The sequence below is a fragment of the Gracilimonas sp. BCB1 genome, assembly GCF_040117685.2.
Taxonomy (GTDB): Bacteria; Bacteroidota; Rhodothermia; order Balneolales; family Balneolaceae; genus Gracilimonas.
Window position 1 is genome coordinate 132,480 of record NZ_JBEDYP020000013.1, and the last position, 24,539, is coordinate 157,018.

The window sequence follows — 24,539 nt, forward strand, 5'->3', positions numbered from 1 at the left end:
ATAAGCCTTATGTCTGATTCATATCAAATTCCTCCAAAAACGCGCATTGGCCATATTCACCTGAAGGTTTCAGATTTGGAGCAATCCCTCGATTTCTATTGTGGGCTTCTGGGCTTCGACCTCATAACCACATACGGAAATCAGGCGGCCTTCATATCCGCCGGAGGTTACCACCACCATATTGGCTTAAATACGTGGCAAAGCCTGGGGGCACCACCCGCTCCCGAAAGAAGTACCGGACTTTTTCATACCGCTATTCTTTATCCCGCCCGAAAAGATCTTGCTGAAATATTGCAACGACTCATTGATGCCGATTACCCGCTTTCAGGGGCTTCTGATCATGGCGTTTCTGAAGCACTGTATCTGGACGATCCTGATCAGAATGGAGTCGAACTATATTGGGACCGACCGGAAAATGAGTGGCCTGAAAATGAAGACGGCTCACTGAATATGTTTACAAAAGCACTTAATCTTCAGGATTTATTGAATGAGCTCAAATAGACTCATAAATTTTTACTGAATCGTAATATTCACACATGTATCTTATAAAAAATTCAAACCAAACTATTTATTAATGAATAAGCTTTTAACTCTTATTTCCATTTTTGCTTTAGGATTCACATCAACAGCTAATGAAGCTTTGCGCTGGGGGCAGATCGGCCACCGCACTACCGGCCATGTTGCTGAACAGTATCTTACCGATAAAGCCGCAGCTGAAGTAGAGCGTGTACTCGGTAATGAGTCGCTTGCAGAAGTAAGCACCTGGATGGATGAAGTCCGTTCGGATGATGCTTATGATTTCATGGCCCCCTGGCATTACGTAACCATCCCCGAAGGTGAAACCTATGAAACGGTTGAGAAAGCAGAGGGTGGAGATATCATATGGGCACTGGAAAAGGTGGTTAAAGAGCTAAAAGAAGGAAACCTCAGCCAAAAACAAGAAGAGGAAAACCTGAAAATATTGGTTCACCTTGTGGGTGATTTGCACCAGCCGCTTCATGTGGGTAATGGTACAGACCGTGGTGGAAACGATGTAAGATTGCAATGGTTTTGGAGTAATTCTAACCTGCACCGCGTGTGGGACAGTGAAATGATTGATGACAAGCAGCTCAGCTTCACCGAGCTGTCTGATTTTGTGAACCATCCTACCGAAGAGCAAATCAACGAATGGCAGAGTACAACGATCCGGGATTGGGCATATGAGTCTCAGGCTCTGCTGCCACAGGTATATGATTTCCCCGACGACAAAGAACTCAGCTACGAATACTCTTACAAAAATTGGGACACTGTTGAGCAGCGTTTAGTTAAAGCAGGGGTTCGTATGGCCGGATTGATTAACGAAATTTATGAGTGATGAGTGATGAGTGATGAGTGATTAGGTGATTAGGTGATTAGGTGACTAGGTGATATTATCTGCAATTTTTAGGATTGGGTAAATTCAGTTTTCGCCTGATATATATGATGTTTTTAGAGCCTCATTCTTTAACTCACCTCTCCTCATCACCCTATCACCCTATCACCCTAAAAAAAAGAAGTTTGGTATTGGTCAATATTCAGGGGATCTTTGAGGTACAAATTAAAGGTAACATCGGTATTTATTTATTAGTACAGTATTTATTTCCCTTCTATAGTTTGTATAACTAACACAAAATCTTCACAGCCGATCTTGAAATGAAGTATGCTCATATTGAAGCATATAGTACACTGTGCCTGTGAAACAACACTTATTATTTATTATGGAATACGGTAAAATTAAATGGTTTGACGGCCAAAAAGGATTTGGTTTCATTAAACCTGAAAATGGTGAAAAAGATGTCTTTGTTCACCGAAACAACGTCGAGAACCTCGGATTTAACGAGGATATCAACGACGGTGAAGAAGTTGAATTTGCTGTTGAAGAAACAGACAAAGGACTTAGTGCAGTCAGATGTATATCTGCTCGAATGATATCCTGATTCAATGAATCTGAATCCCGCATTTATTTATTAAGTGCGGGATTTTTTATTACCTGCTATTCTTTTCTTGCAACAACTGCCCCATCCTGCTACTCTTGTCACTATACTCACCAATGGGGAAACAAATGATTCTTTACAAAAAACGACGACACTATAAATACACTCTGGTGGAATCCTATTCCCGTGTTATTGACATTCGGCCGGATGAAAAACTGGGAAATGACTTTCTATATCTGGATTCCAACGGGAAGCTTTTTATTTCAGAAGGATATTCCTGGGATGGCCCAAGCGGCCCCACGATAGACACCAAGAACTTTCTGCAGGGTTCTCTGGTCCACGATGCGTTATATCAGTTGATCAGAGAACAACATCTTGATTTTGATAACAGAAAATATGCTGATGAACTGCTTAGAGAAATGTGCATGGAAGACCACATGAGCAAAATCCGGGCATTTTTTGTGTATTGGGCCGTTCGGTTATTTGGGGCATCATCAGCCAAACCGGATACGCTAAAGGCTCCCTGAAACAATAAAAGGGATGCAATTTCTTACATCCCTTTTCAAGTCAGCCAAATTGCATAGCTTAATATCTGGCAGGAGTCCCCTCTTCAGGGATAGAATTTTCAATAAATACACGAATGTCTTCATTGGAAGTTGCCAAATCTTCAGCACGCAAATACATCATGTGTCCGCTACGGTAGCCTTTAAAAGAAAGCCGATCTTTCAGCCTTCCGCTTGGATCCATGTTCCACATGGTATATTTCGCATCAAAATAGTTGGTACCTCCATCATAATATCCGGATTGAATCAACACGTGCAGGAATGGGTTTTCAGCCATCGCAGATCTCAGGTCTTCACCGGTATTATCACCACTTCGATCCCATGGGTGAACCGGACCAAATGTCCAGTACTGCAGGTCGGTTTCGTACCCTAATTCATCTCTCAAATAATGATTGATAGCCGGTGTAAACGCATGATTCCAGGCAGTCAGAGCCGGGTCAAAGTCATAACGTTCTCCCCCGTTTTGACGATCAACGCCGCGATATCGAGAATCCAGACGGCCCACGGTTAACCCTTGATCTCTAAGCAACTCTTTCCAGAAGAAAGAGGTTGAAATGCGAAGATTCCGATCCAAAATAGATTCAACCGATAACCCGGAATACTCCGATACTTTTTCGGCAATTCGCTGCCTTTCCGACTCATCTAAAAACCCGCCTTTAGCAAGCGCCGGGATAAATTCATTAATTGCAAAAGCTTCCACTTCGGGGAGAATTTCATCCAGATCTTTGCTTTGCAATTCGCTTCCCAAAGCATCGTGATACCAGGCTGTAGCAGCATAGTATGGTAATGCAGTAGCGTCCTCTACCGGTCCGTCCCTATCTACGCCAAGTCCGGTTGGTGAAACTAAAATCACCCCATTCAGATACATCCAGTACGATGACTGAAGCTCGTTAGCCAATCCGGAAACGCGCGTAGTACCATAACTCTCACCGATCAGGTATTTTGGTGAAGGCCAGCGATTTTGCCGGTTCACAAAAGTGTTAATCCAGTCGGCCAGGTACTCAACATCAGCATTCACTCCAAAAAACTCGGAGCGATCGGTTTCAGAATCCAGAATGCGGGAAAAAGCAACGTTTACCGGATTCACAAAAACGATATCAGCTACATCCAGAATGGAATGTGAATTATCTTCTACCCCATAAGGCTGAATGGGAAATCCTTCATCATCAATTTTTAATTTCTTGGGGCCTGTGTACCCAATGTGCATCCAGACAGAGGCTGAACCCGGGCCGCCATTAAATGAAAATACCAAAGGGCGGCGCTCTTTATTCTTTACATCTGAGCGTTCATAGTAAGTGTAAAAAAGGCTTGCAACCGGTTTCCCCTCCTCATTCCACACCGGCTGATTTCCAACGGTGGTAGTATAGGGAACTCTTTTTCCCTTTATAGTAACCTGATGATCGGTGGTTTTAGACCAGTCTATTTTAGTGGTTCGATAGTCTGATTTGGAAAAATCATCCGTTTCCACTGCCTGGCCCAGAGCCAATTGCGGTATCAGCATTACCGATAAGCTGCATAAAAATAAAAGTGCTTTAAATCCTGATTTCATAGTAAAGAATTTATTTAGTGAAGAGTAACGGGGAGTAGTTACCAATTCTGAAGCTGAAATTCCTGTCAAATTAGGTAAATATTATTCCTTTGGGTCTACCTTGAGCTGGTCATTCAGTAAAAGGTGAAAGTTTTTATATACTGAATCCCGTTGAATACGTATTTTCATTCTTGACCGCTTACTCTTTTGGAGTACATTAATAATCTTATTCAGATCCATATCAAGAACCGATTCCCCGTTGATTTTTTTAATTATATCATCTTTTCTGATCCCCTCTCTGCCGGCCGGTGAGTTTTCACGGACTTCGGAAACAACATAAAGCGGAATATTTGGGACTGGAGTATTAATATCTATGCCGCTTCTGTTGTAGTGGAATTCTTCTCCAAAATTATGATTACGCCTTACCAGAATATAATTGTCCCGGTAATGAAATATGATTTTAAAGCGCCTTAACACCTCTCCGCCAATACTTCCGTTCCGGTCTCCAAGCTCAAAAGCCCTCCTTATTGCAAAACTGTCGGGATAGGCAACCACCGGCTGTTCGATAATAAATTCATCTCCCAACTTCATCTTTTGAACTCTTCCCAAAAACCCGTTTACGTTCCCACTCAACCCTACACCAATGAGTGCTTCAATATTTGATTGCGGGACAATGATATCTTCATGGGTAATCTTATAAAGTGAAAAGGCATTGCTTGAGCCGGAATCAATCAACAAACGAAGCGGTATGTATGGTGAACCCGGGCGGTGTTTAAAGTCTACATCTATATATGGCTTTCTTTCTTCGATAGTAATGGGATACTTATGCCACCACCTGTGATCGGGAAGTTTTCTGAACTTTTCTTCAAATTCCTCCGGTTTATACAGTATGATTTTCTTTGCAATGTAATCTATCTCAACAGCGAATTTTGAAAATAGATCGTAGCCAATTAGCCCATGCACATAAGTTCCCATAAAAGCTGAGAGGTTGAAAATGTCTTTCTTCAGAAATAACACTTCAACATTTGTCCCTTCAACCGTGCCGATATTCAGGCGATTTCTTTCTGCATAAAAAGCTTCTATAGGATCTCCCTCTCCCAAACCTGACAAGGTTACCGTTCGGGTACTTCGAAGTGATATTTCTTCTCCATTCGGAAGTGAAGTGATTAAAACATTGCTCACCCCTGTGTCTACAATCAGTTTTAACGGAACCGACCCATTGATTCTGGTTTCAATGATGATAAGGTTATTTACAAGCTCAAATGGAATAACAACCGGTCGGTCGGACCTTCCATTTATCGTAAAGGAAGCATTTTCAGGCTCAAAAGAAGTTGAATCTTGCCCAAAAATCTGTACCTGAGCTAATAATATCACCGATAATGAGGCAATTACTACTCTATAACTTCCTCCTTTAAATAATGCCAACAATTGATTCACTCTACCCTCAATTAAGTTCCTTCCACTACTTAGACATGCACCAATACTTCCTTAACTACACACTTAACGTAGTTTTTTAACAAAAGATTTATTTTTAGTATCTGATTCTAATTATAAACAAACAATCTTTTTTTTCCTGATAGACATATCCGCTAAATAAACAGGGCATTATTTGGTATTAATTGTAATAAAGAAGATATTAGCGGTGATGCAAATGTATGGTAAGAATCAGTATTAGTAATTTAGTTTAGTATTTGTTTCCCCTCTATAGTTTGTACAACTAACAATAAATTATGCAGCCGCACTTTTATACACTTCAATTCTTGAACTAACTAAAGTCTGCTGCAGTCATTACAACACAACACATTATGGAATACGGTAAAATTAAATGGTTTGATGCTCAAAAAGGTTTTGGTTTCATCGAACCTGAAAATGGTGGAAAAGATATTTTTGTTCACCGCAACAACATTCAAAACCTTGGATTTGAAGAGGGGCTTGCTGACGGTGAAGAAGTAGAATTTGAAGTCGAAGAAACTCCTAAAGGCCTTAGCGCTGTTGAAGTTTCAAGAGTCGGATAATTCATCCTTTGACGCTTTAGATAAACCTCTCACTTACCCAAGTGAGAGGTTTTTTTATACCTGTTAGTTTCCAAAAACTTAGTTCCATGCCTGATAAACCTTTTGATCTCATCCTTATTGGAGCTACCGGTTTTACCGGCAGGCGAGCAGCCGGTTACCTTCAAGAACTTGCGCCCGAAGATTTCAACTGGGGTATAGCCGCCCGAAATCCGGATAAAATTTCTGCTCTTGCAGACAAACTTAACATAGCAAATGACCGATGCTTTATTGTTGACAATTTAAACAAAGAGCGAGTCGACGAAGTCGTCCAAAAAACAAAGATCATCTTAACCACGGCAGGTCCCTTTTCACTGTATGGCGAAAATGTAATTGCCGCTTGTGCAAAATTTGGAACTCATTATCTGGATATCACCGGAGAAGTCGGTTTTATAAAAGAAATGAGAGATAAGTATGAGGAGACAGCTCAGAAATCGGGATCTCTGCTTATTCCATTTTCCGGCTTTGATTCCGTCCCGGCTGATGTTGCTGCTTTTCTTCTTCAAAAAGAATTTGACCAACCGGAAAAGCTGAGCATCAAAAGTTATTATTCCATCAGCGGGGGATTTAATGGCGGCACCATTGCAACCATGCTTAATAAGTTTGAGACGGGCGAATACAAAAAAATGAACAATCCTGCTTTGTTGTTAGGCCAGAACAGCGAACAAAACATACACACACCCAAAGATGCCCGGTTTTTTGGTTACGACAGTGACATCCGGAGATGGTCTGCACCATTTATTATGGGGGCAGTCAATTCCAAAGTGGTGTACAGAACTGCGGAGCTAATGAGAGAACAAGATTCTCTCTATACGGAGAGTATTTCCTACAGCGAACACTCCTCACTGGGAAGATGGTATAATCCAGCTCCTTTCTTTGTGGTATCGATTATTGTGCTTTCTCTTACTCTTTTAGGCCCATTTGAGTGGTTTAGGAATCTGCTCAAAAAAATTATGCCGGCTCCGGGCGAAGGTCCTTCGGAAAAGCAAATCGAGAATGGCTATTTTAAATTGCTGGCTATTGCAGAAGACCAAGACGGACAAAAGGCCTCACTGAAGATGAGTTACCCCGGCGACCCTGGCAATAAATCGACGGTGTTCTTTTTATGTGAATCGGCTTTATGCTTGGCTGAGAACACCGATAAGCTGAAGACAAAATCAGGATTTAAAACTCCTATTTCTGCCCTTGAAGAATTGCTCGTTCAACGACTTACAGAGCGCGGATTAAAGATAAAATCTACCAATAAATGATTTTGATGCAATAATACGTATTTTGACAAATGGCAATGATTAACTAACGATTGGTTTTGTGAGTATAGAAAAGGTTACGTTCAATAATAAGATTGACAAGGAATTCAGCCGAACCGTAAAAAAGCGGGTTGATCAATACTTTAAAGAGAACAACTTATCTCAACATGCTAATGCGTCTATGGTAATCAAAACCATCGCGCTGCTCTCTCTGTATTTTGGAGCATATACCCTTCTCATATCGGGACAATTCTCGCTTGGCTTCATGTGGGTTATGTGTATCTGTATGGGTGTGGGTATGGCCGGAATTGGATTTTCGGTAGCTCATGACGCCCTTCACGGTGCCTACTCATCCAATAAAACCATCAACTACTTTTTGGGACTTACTTTTGACCTCATGGGTGCTAACGGGTACATCTGGAAGATTACTCACAATATTATTCATCATACCTATACCAACATTCACGGACATGATGAAGACCTTGAAGTAGCCGCTTTCATCCGGCTTTCCCCACACTCGGAGCATAAGCCTATACATCGCCTGCAACATATTCTGGCTTTTTTTGCCTATAGTTTTGCCACCTTCTTTTGGGTTTTTGTAAAAGACTACTGGTATTTCTTTAAAAGCCCGCTTGGACCTTACGAAAACAAACAACACCCTATATCCGAATGGGTGACGCTGATTGTTACAAAAATTGTGTACTACGGCTATACCATAGCTTTGCCTTTACTACTTTTAGATATTACCTGGTATCACTGGTTAATCGGTTTTATGAGCCTGCACCTTACGGCCGGATTTATTCTCGGTATTATTTTCCAGCTTGCACATGTGGTTGAGGAAACCATGCACCCCGAGCCAAATGAAGATAATGTCATTGAAAATCACTGGGCTATCCACGAAATGATTACCACCAATAACTTTGCCCGCGAGAACAAACCCTTGTCCTGGTTTATTGGCGGATTGAATTTTCAGATTGAGCACCATCTTTTCCCAAAGGTATGCAGCGTCCACTATCCTAAAATCAGCTATATAGTAGAGGAAACGGCCAATGAGTTTGGCATACCCTACAATCATCATCCTACATTTCGCGGAGCTGTGGCCTCCCATTACCGTACCTTAAAAAAGTTTGGTGATCCCCACTTTGAGTGGCAACCGGCTAAAGCCGTATAAGTTCTAATATTAAATAGACTTTCATTTGCATACATTCTGACTGAATTATACGTCGGGTTAGTAATGCAAAAAAGACACAAGGATTTCTACAGCATCTTCTGTATTTGGAGTCTGGTTTTATTTGGCGGCACCATATCATTTGCCCAGCCATTGGCTGATAAGGGTACCATTAACTTATCAAACATTGACTTCGGCAAACAGAAATCCATTGCTTTAAACGGAGAATGGTCGTTTTACTGGAATAACCTCGTTCCGCCTCATCAGATAGAAAAAGATTCCCTCGTTAACTTTGTCAATTTCCCTCATTTGTGGAATGAGGATCCTGAGCTTTCCTCTTATGGATATGCCACTTACGCTGTCCAAATTATTAAACCTGCGAACCCTCCTCCCCTGGCAATCACAATACCTGACCTTTATACTGCCTACACCTTATTTATCAATGGCGAGGTAATTTCCAGGAACGGTCGGGTTGGAACCAGCCGGGAAACTTACACACCTTTTTGGCTACCCAGAACGGTATCTATTGACCACTTCAGTTCGGATACGCTCTACGTTGTTCTGCATGTCTCAAACTTCAGACATAGTAAGGGTGGTATTCGCTTACCCATTAAATTGGGTACAGAAGAGTTCCTGGAACGCGAACGTACTATTGAAATTGGCTATACCCTTCTTTTAACAGGGTGCCTTTTTATGATAGGCCTATTTTTTATGGGGCTCTATTTATTTGGCCGGCATGAAGTACCCATGCTTTATTTTGCCTTCGTCTGTTTCTTATTTAGTTATCGTATTTTTGGAACAGGACTTTACCCGCTCCATTATCTGTTCCCCGATCTCCCCTGGATACTTACCATCAAGGCAGAGTATTTTTCCCTGTACTTTACAGCAGCCTTGTTCTGTATTTTTGTACACAAATTATATCCTCAGGAAGCCTCGAAGAAGCTTATCTATGTTTTTGTAGGAATTTTCGGGGCCTTCTCTTTTGTAACCATTCTTTTTACTCCATTTTATTTTACGGCCCTGCTTAATTTATTTTTTGCTTCTATACCGATAGCACTGGCTTATATTACCTGGGTTTATATAAAAGCCGCATTTAATAAAAGAGAGGGTGCCTGGTTTGCCCTTGCCAGTGTGGTAATTGTGTTTACAGTTTTCATGCACAACCTGCTGGAATACCTGACTATTCTGGAAGAAAACCTCCTTCTGAATTTTATCGGTTTTTTCTCCTTCTTTTTTCTGCAGTCTCTTATCCTTTCTTACCGGTTCACAAACTCCCTTAGCCGGGCGAGAATAAAAGCAGAAGAAGCTGCTAAAGCAAAAAGTCAGTTTCTGTCTACCATGAGTCATGAAATCAGAACTCCACTGAATGCGGTAATCGGCCTTTCCGATTTACTGCTTGAATCAAAATCAGAGCAGGAAAAGCAAGAATTTGCTCAGAACATCAAACAAAGCGGCGAAAACCTACTCGAGATCATCAACAACATTCTGGATTACTCCAAGCTTGAATCGGCCGGTATTAAACCCGATTTTCAACCCGTCAATGTCCGAAAGACTACCGATGAAATACTAAATATGCTTTTGCCGCTTTCTTATGGCAAAGACCTACCTATTTCCCTGGAAATTACCCGCGACACCCCAAAATGGGTCTTAACTGATAAAACCCAGCTCAAACAAATCCTCATAAACCTTATTGGCAATGCCATTAAGTTCACTTCAGAAGGTGAGATTTCCATTCTGATACGTCCTGCTATCTCTCTCGATAAGCCGGGAAGTCTGTTATTTAGTATAACCGATACCGGAACCGGCATATCTGACAAAGATGCCCACCGGCTTTTCAAAAGCTTTACGCAGATAGATGCCAGCAGAACCAGGAAACATGGAGGGACCGGGTTGGGATTAGTAATCAGCAAAAAGCTGGTTGAGGCTTTGGGCGGAGAAATTTGGTTTGAAAGCAAAGCCGGGCAGGGAACAACATTCTTCTTTACAATCGAAGCAGATGAAACTAAACCGCTGAAAAATGATCAACAAAAGGAAATAGACGGATCACATCAGCGCAACACTGATGCAGATCTGAATAAACTCAGGATATTAGTAGTTGAAGATAATCTCATGAATCAGAAAGTTATCACCAGTATTCTAAGTAAAAAGAATTTGTTTCCCGATATTGCCACCAATGGTCAAGAAGCAATAGAACTGCTTGGCTCAAAAATTTTTGACCTGGTATTTATGGATATGGAAATGCCCGTTATGGATGGAATTGATGCTACTCAATATATCAGGGAAGCTTTCCCTAAAAACAAACAGCCCGTTATAATTGCTATGACAGCAAATGCTTTCTTTGAAGACAGGGAGCGCTGCCTTAAAGCCGGAATGAATGATTTTATATCTAAACCTATATCGATGGACATGGTAGAAGTAACTCTGAAAAAATGGTTCTCCTGATTTTACAGAGCTTTACGCTGACGTATCATTTTTTTTCAAATAGAGATCAAAAGGTTGCTTAAAATTGAGCGTAATTCAAATGCAAACCTTTAATATTAGCATGGATCGAATTCCACTGTTACCCATTTTATTTGCCACCACATTCGGACTTCTGTTTTCTGCGTGTACCCAACAACCAACTGTTTCTGAGCAAAATGTTTCTCGCATCATGGAGACTTTAAGCTCTGACCAAATGAAGGGCCGACATGCCTTTGGAAGCGGCATTGAGCTCGCGGCCGACTTCATCTCTGCTGAATTTGAAAATATTGGCCTCTCTACCCTTCCCGGAAAAGACAATTTTCGCCAGGAATTTTCCATATACACATTGAAACCAAAAAACGCTTCAATTATAATTAACAATCGGGAGGTTGGTGGTCAATATTACTTTGGACTTACCAATGCTGAAACTGTTAGCTGGACTCCGAATAACACTAATGTGAACTATATTTCAGCACAGGATGATTATCGGAAAAAATTCGGGGAATATTCATCTGATGATGAATCATCTGTAATTGTGGTTGATGGAGAGCACGAAAAACTATTTCACAAATACCGAACTTATTTCAGCCGGTCGAATCGAACCTTTGAACTTAATTCAGAGCCTAACGACATATTCGTAATTTTTGATGAAAAGGTTAACAGTTATGATATAACCCTGGAGAATACGGTAAAAAGCCAGGGACTTTCTAATATCATCGGAAAAATTGAAGGCAAACGGGAAAATGAAATTGTTCTTTTCTCAGCCCATTACGATCATATTGGAGTAGTTTCAGCAGTTGATGAAGACTCCATAGCCAACGGAGCTAATGACAATGCCTCCGGTGTTTCAGCAGTCATTGAATTAGCCCGGTATTTCCAGAACATGCCCAAGCCGGAGAGAACCCTTTATTTCGTTGGCTTTACCGCTGAAGAAGTAGGCGGATATGGCTCTAAGTACTTTTCACAGCAAATGGATCCCAACGACATTGTAGCCATGTTCAACATAGAAATGATAGGCAAACCGGATGTTGACGGAGCAAACTCAGCCTGGATTACCGGTTTCGATAAATCTACGTTTGGCGAAATTCTTCAGAACAGTGTTTCCGATTCTAACTTTGTGTTCTATCCCGACCCTTATCCAAATCAAAACCTGTTCTACCGTTCTGATAATGCAACCCTGGCAAAACTGGGAGTACCGGCTCATACCATCAGCACAACACCTATCGATGTAGACCAGGATTATCACAGAGTCTCGGATGAATTTAACACCCTGGACATTACCCATGCCACGAACACCATTCGGGCTATAGCGAAGGCAGCCAGAGTAATCATATCGGCCGAGCAAACACCAACCCGTATTCTCAACGGTGAGGATAATCTTACTTCTAACAAATAGTTAATTAGTTAATACCGTACCACTGTTGGGTGATGCAATGAATGGAACCTCCCCCCCGCAACAGGTCTGCACAGTCGATTCCTATAATTTTCCGGCCGGGAAAGTATTTTTGGAGAAGATTAATGGCTTGGTCATCATACCTTTTGTCGTACAGAGGAAGTAAAACAGCACCGTTGGCAATATAGAAACTGGCATAGCTTGCCGGAACATACTCCGAGCCGTCCACTGTAGTGCCCTGTATTTTTGTATGGAGAAGAGGCAGCGTTTCTATATTCAGCTTCTTTCCGCTTTTCAACTCTACTTTTCTGAGAGTTTCCAGATTTTCCTGAAGCGCATGGTAGTTTATATCCTCTTTATCCTCACAAATCATGGTCAGAACGGTATCTTTATTCAGCCAACGAGTGATGTTGTCAACATGGCCATCGGTATCGTCCCCCTCAAGCCCTCTTTTTAGCCAAATAATTTGATCAACCCCAAGATAAGTACGCAGGCGTTCCTCAATCTCTTCTCTGGAAAGATCCGGGTTTCGGTTTTTATTCAACAGCACCGATTCTGTAGCTAGAAGTCCTCCTTCGCCATTAACGTCGATGGATCCGCCTTCAAGAATCATATCCTGTTCAACACGTTTTACCCCAAACTTATCTGCGATAAAAGACGGTATCCTATTGTCGTCTTCCCATGGCGGATACTTTTCACCCCAGACATTATATTCCCAATCGACGATTATAAAATCGCCTGATTCATACTGAACAAAAATCGGCCCGCAGTCTCTGGCCCAAATATCATTTATCTTTTGCTGATGTATCATTACCCGATCCAGATCCACCGCTCTTCCTGAAAGCTTTTGCATCACCCGGTTTCGAATTTCCAGGCTTTCCACAAACAAATGAATTGGTTCAAAAAAGTGGAGTTCTTCAATGATTCTACAGTACACTTCTTCCACCCGTTCCAGCCGTTCGCCCGGCCAGGTTTTACGGTTTGAAGGCCAATGTAATTGAGTAGCTGAATGTCGGGACCATTCCGCTGGCATCCGATAGGTTAAGAGATCCACTAATCGACTATTCGTTTAAAAATGGGTTTGTAGAGTATCTGCAAGCATATAATCTGAGCTATTTTTTCAGCAGCATTTCTTATTAACTCTATGTACCGGCAGAGATTACCTTTAACGTTTTTTGAGCATAATGTTTGAATAAACCCAATGGGTACTTTCTGTTCTCTCATATAAAAGAATTTTTTGTGAACAGATAAATTATGGAAAGTCATGACCAATTAGAATGCATAAAAAAAGGAAGGCAAACCGCCTTCCTTTTTTTTGTACCCTGAAAACCCCAAACTGTATCATAATGGTTTTGGTCTCCATCATTATATTCGAATTAATTATAAGAAACGGCTCATTTTGGCCTATAATTTTTTATATACACTCAAATCAGGCTCTTGCAGAGACAATTTTTGGTTTAAGCCTAACCGGACAGGGGTTCTAAAATTGAATTCAAACACTACATTGATTATATACTGTTTAACCCTTTTAACAGGCCTTCAATTATTAGTATCAGTCAGATCGGATGAAGAAAGAAGAAGTAACCCAGCTTTTAGTTCGGCTTAAATCGGGAGAAAATGAAGTTTATGAAAAGCTTTATCCTCTTATATATGATGAACTGAGGAGTCTCGCCTATCGGCATATGAAGCATCAGCGAGCCGATCACACCTTATCAAAAACGGAGTTGGTTCATGAGGCCTATTTAAAAATGATTGATCAGACTACAATCAATTTTTCGGATAAGAGCCACTTTCTGGCAATCGCTTCAAAATGCATGCGTCAGATTTTAATTGATCATGCCCGTAAAAAACACGCTCAGAAAAGAGGTGGGAAAAATAAAGACCTGACCTTCATCGATGAACTCTTCAGCAAGCAAAAGAAGAAAGCCAAAGAGCTTATTGATATAGATGATGCGTTAAATGAACTCGAAAAACTAAATGATCGTCTGGCTAAAGTGGTGGAAATGAGGTTTTTTGGGGAAATGACGATTGAAGATACAGCCGAGGCACTCAACATCTCAAAAAGCACCGTTAAAAGAGATTGGATGAAAGCAAGGGGCTGGCTCTATAAAGAATTAAAGGGAAAGTTTGATGTCCATTAATGAGCGTTATCGAGGCGGGTTTACGTAGAGTAACGTAAGAGAAGGACGTTTAGAACAAGCATCAATTTACATACAAACTGTATGAGCGACTATAACTGGCAAACCGTCGAAACCATCATCGATGAAGTATTAGCACTCCCTGTCGAAAAGAGAGAAGAGTATATCCGGGAGCGTTGCAAAGGTAATGATGAACTGAAAAATGAGGTAAATCTTTTGCTCGCCTCCATTAACGAATCCGAAGGCTGGCTGGAGAATCCTGAAAAATATAAAGAGGGTTTATTTGAGGAAGCGTCTGATGATTTGGCCTCTCTTCCAACCGATCACATAACGACCGGCAGTAAAATCGGTTCATACATCATCAAAGAAAAGATAGGTGAAGGCGGAATGGGCTCGGTATACCGGGCAGAAAGAGAAGGTAAGGATTTCACGCACGAAGTTGCCGTCAAAATTATCCAAAAGCACCGGGCAACCAAAGAGAATATTCAGCGGTTCCGGAGAGAACAGCAGATACTTGCTAACCTGAAACACACGGGTGTTGCACGCCTGTATGATGGCGGCCTAACTGAAGAAGGCTTCCCGTTTATCATCATGGAATATGTTGATGGTAGCCCGATTACCGCCTACTGCAGAGAGCAAAACTGTTCAGTGAAAGAGAAAATTGAGTTGTTTAAGAAGGTGCTTTCGGCCGTACAGTATGCCCATGAAAACCTTACCATCCATCGCGACCTAAAACCGGATAACATTCTTGTTGATCGCCATGGAAATGTGAAAATTCTGGATTTTGGGATCTCTAAGCTGCTGGAAGATGACGACATTGACCTGACCCGTACTAATGCACAGGTTCTAACCCTGCGATATGCCTCTCCTGAACAAATAAAAAACGGTGTTATCACCACTGCCTCAGATATATACTCACTTGGCATCATCCTTTACAAACTTCTTACCGGGAAAGAGCCATTCAAACTCGATAAGCTTACACGGTATCAGGTAGAAAAAGTCATCGTCGAAAAAGAACCACCAACGCCCAGCTCAATAGTTGAAGGCGGCCTCAAAACCAAACTGAAAGGCGACATTGATGCCATCCTGATGAAGGCCATCCGAAAGGAGCCCGAATCCCGATACAGAACAGCCAATGACTTTATCAATGATCTTAATCATTACTTTGAAGGCCTTCCTGTTACAGCAAGAGAGGATTCATTCCGGTACCGGGCAAATAAATTTATGCGGAGGCATAAGCAAGGTGTGGCTGTTTTTTCGGGAATCGTACTGCTCATATCTGCCCTCGTTGGGTTCTATACTTGGAGAATTACGCAGGAACGAAATCAGGCACAACTGGAAGCTGAAAAAGCCCGACAAGTCACAGAGTATATCAAGGAGATCTTCCGGGTGAACGACCCCACCGAGGCTCAAATCGAAGCTCGGGATCTGAATGCCATACAATTGCTGAACAATGGATTAGAAAGAGTAAACAGATTGCAAAGCCAACCCGCTATTCAATCAGAATTGATGATTGTAATTTCGGATGTGTTCTACGGAATTGGGGAGTATCAAACGGCAGATTCCCTCCTTCAGGCGTCACTAATTATTCAGAAGCAACTTTATGGGGAATCTTCCCCACAAACCGCTAAAACCTACCACAACCTTGGGATCGTAAAAAGGAAATTGGGACATCTGGATCAGGCTATTGAACATGGAGAAATTGCTCTGAACTTATTTAAAAAAGCTTCTGGCACTGATAATACGCTGCTTGCTAATGTAACAGCCGAGCTGGGCAGTAACTACGAAGAGAAAGGAAATGCTGATAAAGCCCTGACTTTGTTTAATGAATCCCTTTCATACTACTATAAAAACAACAGAACAATCAGCCGATTAGACAACCAGAATATTGCTTCTACCAGCCGAAGCCTGGGGCGTCTGTTGGCAAAACAAGGAGAGAACCAAAGAGCTGAAGAACTACTTCAAAACACCTATCGTATTAATAAGGATTTTTTTGGTGATGAAGACCTCAAGGTAGCCTATTCAGCCAACGACCTTGGCACTTTTTATATGAACATAAACGAATATGAAGAATCCTATCCGCTTTTTGAGGAGAGCATCCGAATTAAGAAAAAATTCCTGGAAGAAAATCACCCCAGTTTTGCAAGCACCTACAATAACATGGCCGTTTTGCAGGAAAAGATGGGAAATTTTTCTGTGGCTGAGTCTCTTTATAACAAAACACTGAGTTTAGTTAAAGTGGTTTTCGGGCAGCGGCATCCCGCAACCGTAGCTACTTTAAGTAACATGGGAAGCCTGGAACGCAGAAGGGGTAACTTTGCCCGGTCAGAATCGCTTTACACGGAAGTATTGAAATTAGATCAGCAAATATTTGGAGACCAACACCGGTACATAGGAACCGATTTATATAACATCGCCATTATCAAACACCTTACCGGAAATCTTTATACTGCAGACAGCCTTTTCAACGAATCCGCCTCAATATTGAAGGCCACCCTGCCGCCTTCTCATCCCGACCTGATTAAGACCCTGATCGATCACGGAAAACTGGCCCTTGATCTGGAGGACTCCCAAAAAGCCACGCAATTACTCACCGAGTGTTTAGAGAGACTGGAAGGTTCGGATAATGCCCGTCACAGTGAATATATTGAAGCTTACACTTATCTGGCGCTTTCAACCATGAAAAACAAAGACTTTACATCGGCTGAACGCTACTTTCTCGAGGCCCAGTCAAGAATTGATTCGGTAGATTTTACAGATGAAAAACTCATTGCTATTATTCAGGAAAACCTCGAGACAATACAGGGTTTATAGCCGTTAAAAAAGGATTATTCAATCTTTCGCTTACTAATTTACACAGGCATTGCTCTTTTTAAGGGAAATTTTCTTGAACATTTTCTCAATCTCACCTAACAAATTCAAGCTTCGGGCAGTGATATCATTGTTATTTAAGTGATAAAACATCCCTGCATAACTTAGAAAAGCGCTTCCAGTGTATCTCATTAATCTTTTCGTAATTTATTTTTACCAGACAAAAAGGTTAATATTAAAAGCACATATCCTTACCTTTAGCACTTAATTAAATTGAACCACAAAAAGCCAACATGAGTGTAGATACAATGACCCAGCCAAATTCTTTAAAAAGCCTGGATTATATTGGTTTGGGTGACAATGAAAATGTATTCTGGAACCTGACCCCCTCTGAACTTTATGAGCAAGCTATTCAGAGAAACGAAGCCGTACTCACTAAAGACTACGCCCTCCGTGTTTTAACAGGCAAGTTTACCGGACGTTCTCCCCAAGACAAATATATTGTTGATCAGCCTTCTATCCATGATGATATTGACTGGGGGGATGTTAACCAGCCTATTTCGGAAGATGTTTTTGACAACTTGTACGAAAAGGTAGTGAACTATCTGCAAGACAAAGATCTATTTGTGAAAGACCTCTTTTGTGGTGCTGATGAAAAGAACAGGCTAAACGTACGGGTAGTAAGTGAAGCAGCATACCACGGACTATTTGCCCATAATATGTTTATCCGGCCATCCGCTGAAGAGCTGGAGAATCATGAGCCCGAATTTACTGTGCTGGCCGCTCCCCACTTGAAAGCCAATCCCGAAAAAGACGGCACGCGTACCAGCACATTTATTCTTTGCAACTTTGATAAGAAAATTATCCTGATTGGCGGCACGCTTTATTCAGGCGAGGTGAAGAAGGGTATTTTCTCAGTAATGAATTACCTGCTTCCCAAAAAAGGCGTAATGGCCATGCACTGCTCGGCCAACCATGATGAGAATGGTAAAACGGCTGTGTTCTTCGGTCTTTCCGGAACCGGTAAAACCACGCTATCAGCTGACCCTGATAAAACTTTGATTGGTGATGACGAACATGGCTGGAGCGATGAAGGCACCTTTAATTTTGAAGGCGGCTGTTATGCCAAAACCATCAATCTTTCCAAAGAGAATGAACCGCTGATTTACGCCACCACCAAGATGCCGGGAACCATCCTGGAAAATGTGGTACTGGATGAAAATCGCGAGCCCGATTTTGATGACGTCAGCCTCACCCAGAACACCCGTTGTTCTTACCCGCTTGACTATATTCCTAACGCAAGTGATACCGGCAAAGGCGGTCACCCCGAAAACATTATCTTTTTAACTTGTGATGCTTTTGGCGTGCTCCCTCCCATTTCTAAACTTACTCCGGATCAGGCGATGTACCACTTTATCAGTGGATATACTGCCAAAGTAGCCGGTACCGAGCGTGGAGTAACTGAGCCTCAGGCTACGTTCTCAGCATGTTTCGGAGCCCCGTTCATGCCTCTGCATCCAACAGTGTACGCTGAGCTTTTAGCCGAAAAAATACGCAAGCACGATGCCAATGTTTGGCTTGTTAACACCGGCTGGACAGGCGGTGAATACGGAGAAGGCCATCGAATGAAACTTCCGCACACACGAAAAATGCTGAGCGAAGCCATTGCCGGAAACCTTGAAAAGGTAGAATATCAAACTGATCCGGTTTTTGGGTTCCAGATTCCTACTTCGGTTGACGGAGTACCTTCAGAAGTGCTGATACCGCGAAATACCTGGAAAGACAAAGAAGCCTACGACCAGAAAGCTAAAACGCTGGCTGAAATGTTCATCCACAACTTTGAGCAGTTTAAAGATGAAGCTAGTGACGAATTGCTTGCGGCTGCTCCAAAGGCTGAATAGTACTCAGCATATAGATTCTTAAGCAAAGCCTGTATCCATTTGGGTGCAGGCTTTTTTATTTGACCTTCCTAACGATTGATCCCTAATCAATTCCGATTCCGAATTTCGGAGTGAACGTTATTTTTGTATAATCGGGAATGAAATTTTTCCTCCCGCTTTTACTTGCTTCCCTATGGCTGGTCGGTTGTCATTCAAATCAGGCTCAGACCGACTCACTTGAACTCGTTATACCCAAGCATTATGCCGTCCTGAAAAGCCCTTCACCCCTTGCTATAGATGGCAAAGCAGACGAAATAAGCTGGGAGCTTGCAGAATGGACTGACTTTTTCATTGATATTGAAGGTGAAACGAATCAAAGCCCATATTACAACACACGTGTCAAAATGCTGTGGGACGAAAAGTACATCTACTTTTATGCCGAGATGGAAGAAGAACACGTATGGGCAGACATAACCGATCGGGATGCGGTTATCTTTTACAACAACGATTTTGAAATATTCATCAAACCCAATCAGTTTCAGCCTTATTATGCCGAATTTGAAGTAAATGCGTTGGGAACACTTTGGGATTTATTCCTGGCTCGTCCCTATCGAAGAAATGGCCCGGTATTAGATCATTGGGACCTTAATGAAACGAAAGTGGGAATTGATATAGATGGCACATTAAATGACCCTTCCGATGTTGATGAATATTGGAGTGTGGAAATGGCCATCCCTATTAAACCCATCACTGCCATTGATCGCGGCGTTCAGTTCGGAACGGGGAGTATGTGGAGAATCAACTTCTCGAGGGTGCAATGGCAGCATCAGATCGTCAATGGAAATTATGAAAAAAAGACCGACAAGGATGGAAACCGGCTTCCTGAACATAACTGGGTATGGACTCAACAATCAGTTATTGATATGCACCGGCCCGAACACTGGGGCTACCTCTATTTCGCGGAAAGCCCGGAAGAAGAGATCCAGAAAAATGAGTTAGTTAACGAATACCAGCTGCTATTCTATTTGTATAGAAATCAACTGGATTGGAAAAATATGAATGAGAAATTTACCAGTGACATAATAGATTTAGGCGGACCTGACTTTTTAGTAAATGAACAGACTCTTTCAGCCTCCGTTCATTTAACCAAACTGGGTTTTGAGCTCACGGTTTTAAATACAGAAAACACCTCACTGACCATCAATCAAGACGGTTATATTGTAAAATCACCATGAATAAACTGCTTCTTTTTTTAATAGCGAATACCTTTTTCATTATGAGTTGTAGTGAAAAAACTCCTGAGTCTTCTTTTATAATAGCTGCCTGGACCGGAGGTGATATCGCAGAAACAGAAGAAGAGTGGCGTACACAACTTGATCATTTTTCCTCAAACGGACTCACCGATCTTTTTCTTTCTGCCAGCCCCGAAGAGACTGAAACCGTGGTTAATATAGCTGATGATTATAGCATGAACATTCATGCCTGGGTATGGACGCTAAACCGGCCCAGAGATACCACGGCTGCCAAACACCCTGAATGGTATGCTGTAAATCGAAATGGCGACAATTCATACGACTACAGAGCTTATGTGGATTATTACCAGTGGCTCTCCCCCTTCTCTGAAGGTGCAAGAGAGTATATCAAATCTAATATGGCAGAATACGCTAAAATCACCGGGCTCACTTCCGTTCATCTCGACTATGTCCGATATGTAGATGTCATACTTGGAGCTGATCTTCAGCCAAAATACGATCTGGTTCAGGACCGGCAGTTTCCCAAGTATGATTATGGATATCACCCCAATGCACGCCGGGAGTTTGAAGAACTTTTCGGAGTGGACCCGATGAAAATGGAGCATCCCGAGTTAAGTATGGAATGGCTACAGTTTCGATTGAATGCCGTAACCAGCCTGGTGAATGAGATTGCCCAAATTGTACATGCTGAAGACAAAATGCTTACCGCGGCTGTATTTCCTTTTCCGGAAATGAGCCGGCAGATGGTTCGACAAGACTGGGCCAGCTGGAATCTTGATATTGCTCTCCCCATGTTGTACCAAAACTTTTACCGACAGAATCTGGAGTGGATTCAGTTTTCAACCGCGCAAGGTGTTCGAGAAGCCCACGACCGTTTTGATATCGTGGCCGGGCTTTACATTCCTGCTCTGAACCCTGATGAATTGCAAACAGCTGTTCAAAAAGCAAAAGCAGGCGGGGCTAAAGGAATTTCCGTGTTTGATATCAATGCCTTGAGTGAGGAGCACTGGGAAGTGCTAAGTACTATAAGCAGCAGGAATTAATCCTCTGCCAATGCATTTAACTTCTCGAGGTTGTCCTGAACACGTAGCGCTTCGATCGCTTCATCGATTCCGCCTTTCATGATATTATCCAAATCATAAAGGGTAAGATTGATGCGGTGATCCGTAAAGCGACCCTGTGGAAAATTGTAAGTTCGGATCTTGGCAGAACGGTCGCCTGTAGAAACCTGACTCTTTCGTTCAGCGGCTCTCTCTTTTTGCTTTTCCTCCAGCTCAATATCATACATTTTAGCCCGAAGCATCGTCATGGCTTTTTCTTTGTTTTGATGCTGAGAACGCTCTTCCTGGCACTCTACCACGATGCCGGATGGTTCATGGGTCAAACGTATAGCAGAATCCGTTTTATTTACGTGCTGCCCACCGGCCCCACTCGCCCGAAAGGTATCCACACGGATATCAGCCGGGTTGATATGGATATCCACTTCTTCAACTTCAGGAAGTACAGCTACCGTTGCCGCAGAGGTATGAACACGTCCCTGGCTTTCGGTCTCGGGCACCCGTTGCACACGGTGAACACCGCTTTCGTACTTCATCTTGCCAAACACCTCTTCCCCTTCCAGCTGAAATACAATTTCCTTATACCCTCCTTTCTCGGAATGAGCAATGCTCATGATGCTCATCTTCCATCCCTGTTTGTCGGCATAGCGGCGATACATTTCAAATAAGTCTCCGGCAAAAATAGCGGCTTCATCACCACCGGTACCTGCTCTTACTTCAATAATGGCATTCTTGGAATCTTCCGGGTCTTTGGGAATCAGCTTCATTTTGATTTCCTCTTCTAGCTCGCCCAGCTCTTTCTTAATTTCAGCATTCTCTTCGCGGGCCATTTCTGTGATCTCGGCATCCTCATTCATCTCGATGAGTTCTTTATTCCCTTCCTGCCGGTTTTTAAGATCTTTCCAGGTATCGTAATCCTGAACCAGTTCTTCCAGGTCGCTGCGTTCTTTGGTGAGCTCGGTATATGTATCAGGATCGTCGAACACGGCCGGATCACTCATCGCCGCATTCACTTCTTCGAACCTTGATTTAATTTGCTTTAGCTTTTCTTCTATATCCATTGTAGAGCTGATATTGTTTCAGCCCTGAAATTAAGGATTAAGAATCAGTATTAATACCGGTTTTATGAAAAGCTTTACTTCTATAAATAGATTCACTCCCCAATCATCCTTACCTTAAAAGAAAAAATCCGCTATGCCCCGTACTTCCATACCCGCCAATCTTAAACTTGGATTTTTAGGTGCCGGTCAGCTGGCACGAATGAGTTCTCTTGAAGCCTTTCGGTTCGGTATCCAGGTAGCCGTTTTTTCGGATCGCACTGAGAATGAGCCTGTTCAGTTTATGACTCCTTATTCTACTTCAGGGTCTTTTGATTCTGTAGACGACATGGTGGAATTTGCCAAAGGTTGTGATGTCATCACCCTGGAAAATGAATTTATAAGTTCAGACATCCTGAAAGAAGTACAGGAGAAAAGCGGCACTCCCATCTATCCCTCCCCGGAAAGCTTCGCCTTGATTGAAAACAAGCTGATTGAAAAGCAAACCTTCGAAGCTGCGGGAATTCCTGTGACTCCATACAAGCTGGTCAGAAATGAATCGGACCTGGAACAATTTGGGGAAGATTACGGCTGGCCGTATATGCTGAAGTCTTCCAAAGGAGGGTACGATGGCTATGGAAATGAAACCGTGAACACTATGGAGGAGGCTCAAGAAGCATTCTCAAATCTGGGCGGCGACAAAGGACAGGACATTCTGGCCGAAGCCTTTGTGGATTTCACTAAAGAACTGGCCGTACAGGTAGCCCGAAACGACACCGGCACGGTGGTTTATCCATGTTGTGAAACCGTCCAAAAAGATCATATTTGTGTGGCTGTTTTATCACCGGCCCCAGTAGAGAACATTGTGCGGGAAATGGCTCAGGAACTGGCTGTGAAAGCCACTGAAGCTATTGATGGCAAGGGTATCTTCGCTTTTGAATTTTTTCTGACTAAAGAAGGCTCACTCATCCTCAACGAGTCGGCTCCCCGCCCTCACAATTCCGGGCATTATACCATTGAGGGAACGGTAGCCTCACAATTTGAGAATCACGTTCGCGCGGTTCTTGATCTCCCGCTTGGCTCAACCCGATTAAATAAACCAGCCGTAGCTATGATTAACTTGCTGGGCACGCATAAGCGTCAGGCTGAGACCGATCATATTAAAGAAGCTTTAGAGGAAGAAAACGGACACCTTCACGTATATGGAAAGGTAGATAGCAAAGTTGGCCGAAAAATGGCACACTATACTTTGTTGGGAGAAAACCTTGAAGAAACTTATAAGCAGGCCATGCATGTGACACGAAATATAGAGATTTGAAATTCTGAATTATGAGTTCTGAATTCTATATTTCTCAACAACAAACAAACCAAAAACACTGAGTAATGAGCACACCAATCGTCGGAGTAGTAATGGGCAGCGACAGCGACTGGCCCACCATGAAAGAAGCCACAGAAATCCTGGATTATTTTGGCGTGCCTTATGAGAAGCGCGTGGTTTCTGCTCACCGTACACCCGATGTTATGGCGGATTATGGTAAAGAAGCCCGCAAGCGGGGAATCAGGATTATTATTGCCGGAGCCGGAGGAGCTGCCCACCTCCCCGGGATGTTAGCCAGCCATACAACCCTGCCTGTTATCGGCGTACCGGTTAAAACAACGGCTCTTGGCGGAGTGGACAGCCTATACTCCATAGTCCAAATGCCAAACGGTATTCCTGTAGCCACGGTAGCCATTGGGAAAGCAAAAAATGCAGGACTCCTTGCTGCCCGAATGCTCGGAATGAATGATGAATCTTTGTCCGGAAAGCTGGAAGCCTATCATAGGGAAATGGCCGAAGAGTCGATGAAGAAGACGGACAACCTCAAGTAATACACAAAAATTTATTACCCTCAATCCTTTGCGAAAGGCCTAAAATAACGTACTTTTAGGCTGGATTTACGTTGATACTTAGACTTTTGAATTCATTCAGATTTTAGTTCTGATTTCTCCTATATCCGATA

At 42.5% G+C, this 24,539-nt stretch carries 20 protein-coding genes; 16 read left to right on the forward strand and 4 right to left on the reverse strand.

Annotated elements, in window-relative coordinates; all coding sequences use genetic code 11:
- Positions 1-9: 9 nt before the first annotated feature.
- From ABFW99_RS09880 to ABFW99_RS09895, 4 genes are all read left to right on the forward strand, one after another.
- Positions 10-501, forward strand: a complete 492-nt coding sequence (locus ABFW99_RS09880; protein ID WP_349354416.1) for a VOC family protein — start codon at positions 10-12, stop codon at positions 499-501.
- 73 nt (positions 502-574) lie between these two features.
- The gene (locus ABFW99_RS09885; protein WP_349354417.1) at positions 575-1,354 is read left to right on the forward strand and encodes a S1/P1 nuclease; all 780 of its coding nucleotides are present in this window, start codon (positions 575-577) and stop codon (positions 1,352-1,354) included.
- A 382-nt stretch (positions 1,355-1,736) separates the two neighbouring features.
- A complete protein-coding gene (locus tag ABFW99_RS09890) occupies positions 1,737-1,955 on the forward strand; it encodes a cold-shock protein (protein ID WP_440707491.1) in 219 nt (72 codons plus the stop codon).
- A 125-nt stretch (positions 1,956-2,080) separates the two neighbouring features.
- Positions 2,081-2,479 carry a DUF1353 domain-containing protein gene (locus ABFW99_RS09895; protein ID WP_349353336.1) on the forward strand — a complete coding sequence of 133 codons (399 nt, stop codon included), beginning with the start codon at positions 2,081-2,083 and terminating at the stop codon, positions 2,477-2,479.
- 58 nt (positions 2,480-2,537) lie between these two features.
- Here ABFW99_RS09895 and ABFW99_RS09900 read toward each other — a convergent pair whose 3' ends face one another.
- Both ABFW99_RS09900 and ABFW99_RS09905 read right to left on the reverse strand, forming a co-directional pair.
- Positions 2,538-4,064, reverse strand: coding sequence for a S10 family peptidase (locus ABFW99_RS09900; RefSeq protein ID WP_349353337.1), 1,527 nt, complete (start codon positions 4,062-4,064; stop codon positions 2,538-2,540).
- Between the two features lie 81 nt (positions 4,065-4,145).
- Positions 4,146-5,468: an aspartyl protease family protein gene (locus tag ABFW99_RS09905; RefSeq protein WP_349353338.1), complete on the reverse strand. Its 1,323-nt coding sequence runs from the start codon at positions 5,466-5,468 to the stop codon at positions 4,146-4,148.
- A gap of 380 nt (positions 5,469-5,848) precedes the next feature.
- Here ABFW99_RS09905 and ABFW99_RS09910 point away from each other — a divergent pair, with 380 nt between their 5' ends.
- From ABFW99_RS09910 to ABFW99_RS09930, 5 genes are all read left to right on the forward strand, one after another.
- Positions 5,849-6,058 (forward strand): cold-shock protein, encoded by a 210-nt coding sequence (locus ABFW99_RS09910; protein WP_255132410.1) that lies wholly within the window; start codon positions 5,849-5,851, stop codon positions 6,056-6,058.
- A gap of 86 nt (positions 6,059-6,144) precedes the next feature.
- Positions 6,145-7,344 (forward strand): saccharopine dehydrogenase family protein, encoded by a 1,200-nt coding sequence (locus ABFW99_RS09915; protein ID WP_349353339.1) that lies wholly within the window; start codon positions 6,145-6,147, stop codon positions 7,342-7,344.
- A gap of 58 nt (positions 7,345-7,402) precedes the next feature.
- Positions 7,403-8,512 carry a fatty acid desaturase family protein gene (locus ABFW99_RS09920; protein ID WP_349353340.1) on the forward strand — a complete coding sequence of 370 codons (1,110 nt, stop codon included), beginning with the start codon at positions 7,403-7,405 and terminating at the stop codon, positions 8,510-8,512.
- A gap of 63 nt (positions 8,513-8,575) precedes the next feature.
- Complete coding sequence (locus tag ABFW99_RS09925; RefSeq protein WP_349353341.1) at positions 8,576-10,951, forward strand: ATP-binding protein; 2,376 nt, start codon at positions 8,576-8,578, stop codon at positions 10,949-10,951.
- Between the two features lie 100 nt (positions 10,952-11,051).
- Positions 11,052-12,365 carry a M20/M25/M40 family metallo-hydrolase gene (locus ABFW99_RS09930; protein WP_349353342.1) on the forward strand — a complete coding sequence of 438 codons (1,314 nt, stop codon included), beginning with the start codon at positions 11,052-11,054 and terminating at the stop codon, positions 12,363-12,365.
- Between the two features lie 4 nt (positions 12,366-12,369).
- Here the strand turns inward: ABFW99_RS09930 and ABFW99_RS09935 are convergent, their stop codons facing one another.
- Positions 12,370-13,395, reverse strand: a complete 1,026-nt coding sequence (locus ABFW99_RS09935; RefSeq protein ID WP_349353343.1) for an agmatine deiminase family protein — start codon at positions 13,393-13,395, stop codon at positions 12,370-12,372.
- Positions 13,396-13,927: 532 nt separating this feature from the next.
- Between ABFW99_RS09935 and ABFW99_RS09940 the strand changes: the two genes are divergently transcribed.
- From ABFW99_RS09940 to ABFW99_RS09960, 5 genes are all read left to right on the forward strand, one after another.
- The gene (locus ABFW99_RS09940) at positions 13,928-14,503 is read left to right on the forward strand and encodes a sigma-70 family RNA polymerase sigma factor (RefSeq protein ID WP_349353344.1); all 576 of its coding nucleotides are present in this window, start codon (positions 13,928-13,930) and stop codon (positions 14,501-14,503) included.
- An 81-nt stretch (positions 14,504-14,584) separates the two neighbouring features.
- The gene (locus tag ABFW99_RS09945) at positions 14,585-17,314 is read left to right on the forward strand and encodes a serine/threonine-protein kinase (protein WP_349353345.1); all 2,730 of its coding nucleotides are present in this window, start codon (positions 14,585-14,587) and stop codon (positions 17,312-17,314) included.
- Positions 17,315-17,604: 290 nt separating this feature from the next.
- Positions 17,605-19,212 (forward strand): phosphoenolpyruvate carboxykinase, encoded by a 1,608-nt coding sequence (locus ABFW99_RS09950; RefSeq protein WP_349353346.1) that lies wholly within the window; start codon positions 17,605-17,607, stop codon positions 19,210-19,212.
- Between the two features lie 137 nt (positions 19,213-19,349).
- A complete protein-coding gene (locus tag ABFW99_RS09955) occupies positions 19,350-20,426 on the forward strand; it encodes a carbohydrate-binding family 9-like protein (protein ID WP_349353347.1) in 1,077 nt (358 codons plus the stop codon).
- 41 nt (positions 20,427-20,467) lie between these two features.
- Entirely contained in the window at positions 20,468-21,487 is a 1,020-nt protein-coding gene (locus tag ABFW99_RS09960; RefSeq protein ID WP_349353348.1) for a family 10 glycosylhydrolase, read from the forward strand.
- Here ABFW99_RS09960 and prfA read toward each other — a convergent pair.
- The gene (prfA, locus tag ABFW99_RS09965; protein ID WP_349353500.1) at positions 21,484-22,557 is read right to left on the reverse strand and encodes a peptide chain release factor 1; all 1,074 of its coding nucleotides are present in this window, start codon (positions 22,555-22,557) and stop codon (positions 21,484-21,486) included. The two genes, ABFW99_RS09960 and prfA, sit on opposite strands and share 4 nt — an antisense overlap.
- 139 nt (positions 22,558-22,696) lie before the next feature.
- Here prfA and ABFW99_RS09970 point away from each other — a divergent pair, with 139 nt between their 5' ends.
- Entirely contained in the window at positions 22,697-23,857 is a 1,161-nt protein-coding gene (locus ABFW99_RS09970) for a 5-(carboxyamino)imidazole ribonucleotide synthase (protein ID WP_349353349.1), read from the forward strand.
- A 65-nt stretch (positions 23,858-23,922) separates the two neighbouring features.
- Entirely contained in the window at positions 23,923-24,408 is a 486-nt protein-coding gene (gene purE / locus ABFW99_RS09975) for a 5-(carboxyamino)imidazole ribonucleotide mutase (protein WP_349353350.1), read from the forward strand.
- The last annotated feature ends 131 nt before the right edge of the window (positions 24,409-24,539 follow it).

What these genes read in the sequence shown, in the direction of transcription:
- ABFW99_RS09880 (WP_349354416.1), top strand. Translation starts at nt 10, where the DNA reads ATGTCTGATTCATATCAAATTCCTCCAAAAACGCGCATTGGCCATATT.
- ABFW99_RS09885 (WP_349354417.1), top strand. Translation starts at nt 575, where the DNA reads ATGAATAAGCTTTTAACTCTTATTTCCATTTTTGCTTTAGGATTCACA.
- ABFW99_RS09890 (WP_440707491.1), top strand. Translation starts at nt 1,737, where the DNA reads ATGGAATACGGTAAAATTAAATGGTTTGACGGCCAAAAAGGATTTGGT.
- ABFW99_RS09895 (WP_349353336.1), top strand. Translation starts at nt 2,081, where the DNA reads ATGATTCTTTACAAAAAACGACGACACTATAAATACACTCTGGTGGAA.
- ABFW99_RS09900 (WP_349353337.1), bottom strand. Translation starts at nt 4,064, where the DNA reads ATGAAATCAGGATTTAAAGCACTTTTATTTTTATGCAGCTTATCGGTA.
- ABFW99_RS09910 (WP_255132410.1), top strand. Translation starts at nt 5,849, where the DNA reads ATGGAATACGGTAAAATTAAATGGTTTGATGCTCAAAAAGGTTTTGGT.
- ABFW99_RS09915 (WP_349353339.1), top strand. Translation starts at nt 6,145, where the DNA reads ATGCCTGATAAACCTTTTGATCTCATCCTTATTGGAGCTACCGGTTTT.
- ABFW99_RS09925 (WP_349353341.1), top strand. Translation starts at nt 8,576, where the DNA reads ATGCAAAAAAGACACAAGGATTTCTACAGCATCTTCTGTATTTGGAGT.
- ABFW99_RS09930 (WP_349353342.1), top strand. Translation starts at nt 11,052, where the DNA reads ATGGATCGAATTCCACTGTTACCCATTTTATTTGCCACCACATTCGGA.
- ABFW99_RS09935 (WP_349353343.1), bottom strand. Translation starts at nt 13,395, where the DNA reads ATGCCAGCGGAATGGTCCCGACATTCAGCTACTCAATTACATTGGCCT.
- ABFW99_RS09940 (WP_349353344.1), top strand. Translation starts at nt 13,928, where the DNA reads ATGAAGAAAGAAGAAGTAACCCAGCTTTTAGTTCGGCTTAAATCGGGA.
- ABFW99_RS09945 (WP_349353345.1), top strand. Translation starts at nt 14,585, where the DNA reads ATGAGCGACTATAACTGGCAAACCGTCGAAACCATCATCGATGAAGTA.
- ABFW99_RS09950 (WP_349353346.1), top strand. Translation starts at nt 17,605, where the DNA reads ATGAGTGTAGATACAATGACCCAGCCAAATTCTTTAAAAAGCCTGGAT.
- ABFW99_RS09955 (WP_349353347.1), top strand. Translation starts at nt 19,350, where the DNA reads ATGAAATTTTTCCTCCCGCTTTTACTTGCTTCCCTATGGCTGGTCGGT.
- ABFW99_RS09960 (WP_349353348.1), top strand. Translation starts at nt 20,468, where the DNA reads ATGAGTTGTAGTGAAAAAACTCCTGAGTCTTCTTTTATAATAGCTGCC.
- ABFW99_RS09970 (WP_349353349.1), top strand. Translation starts at nt 22,697, where the DNA reads ATGCCCCGTACTTCCATACCCGCCAATCTTAAACTTGGATTTTTAGGT.
- purE (WP_349353350.1), top strand. Translation starts at nt 23,923, where the DNA reads ATGAGCACACCAATCGTCGGAGTAGTAATGGGCAGCGACAGCGACTGG.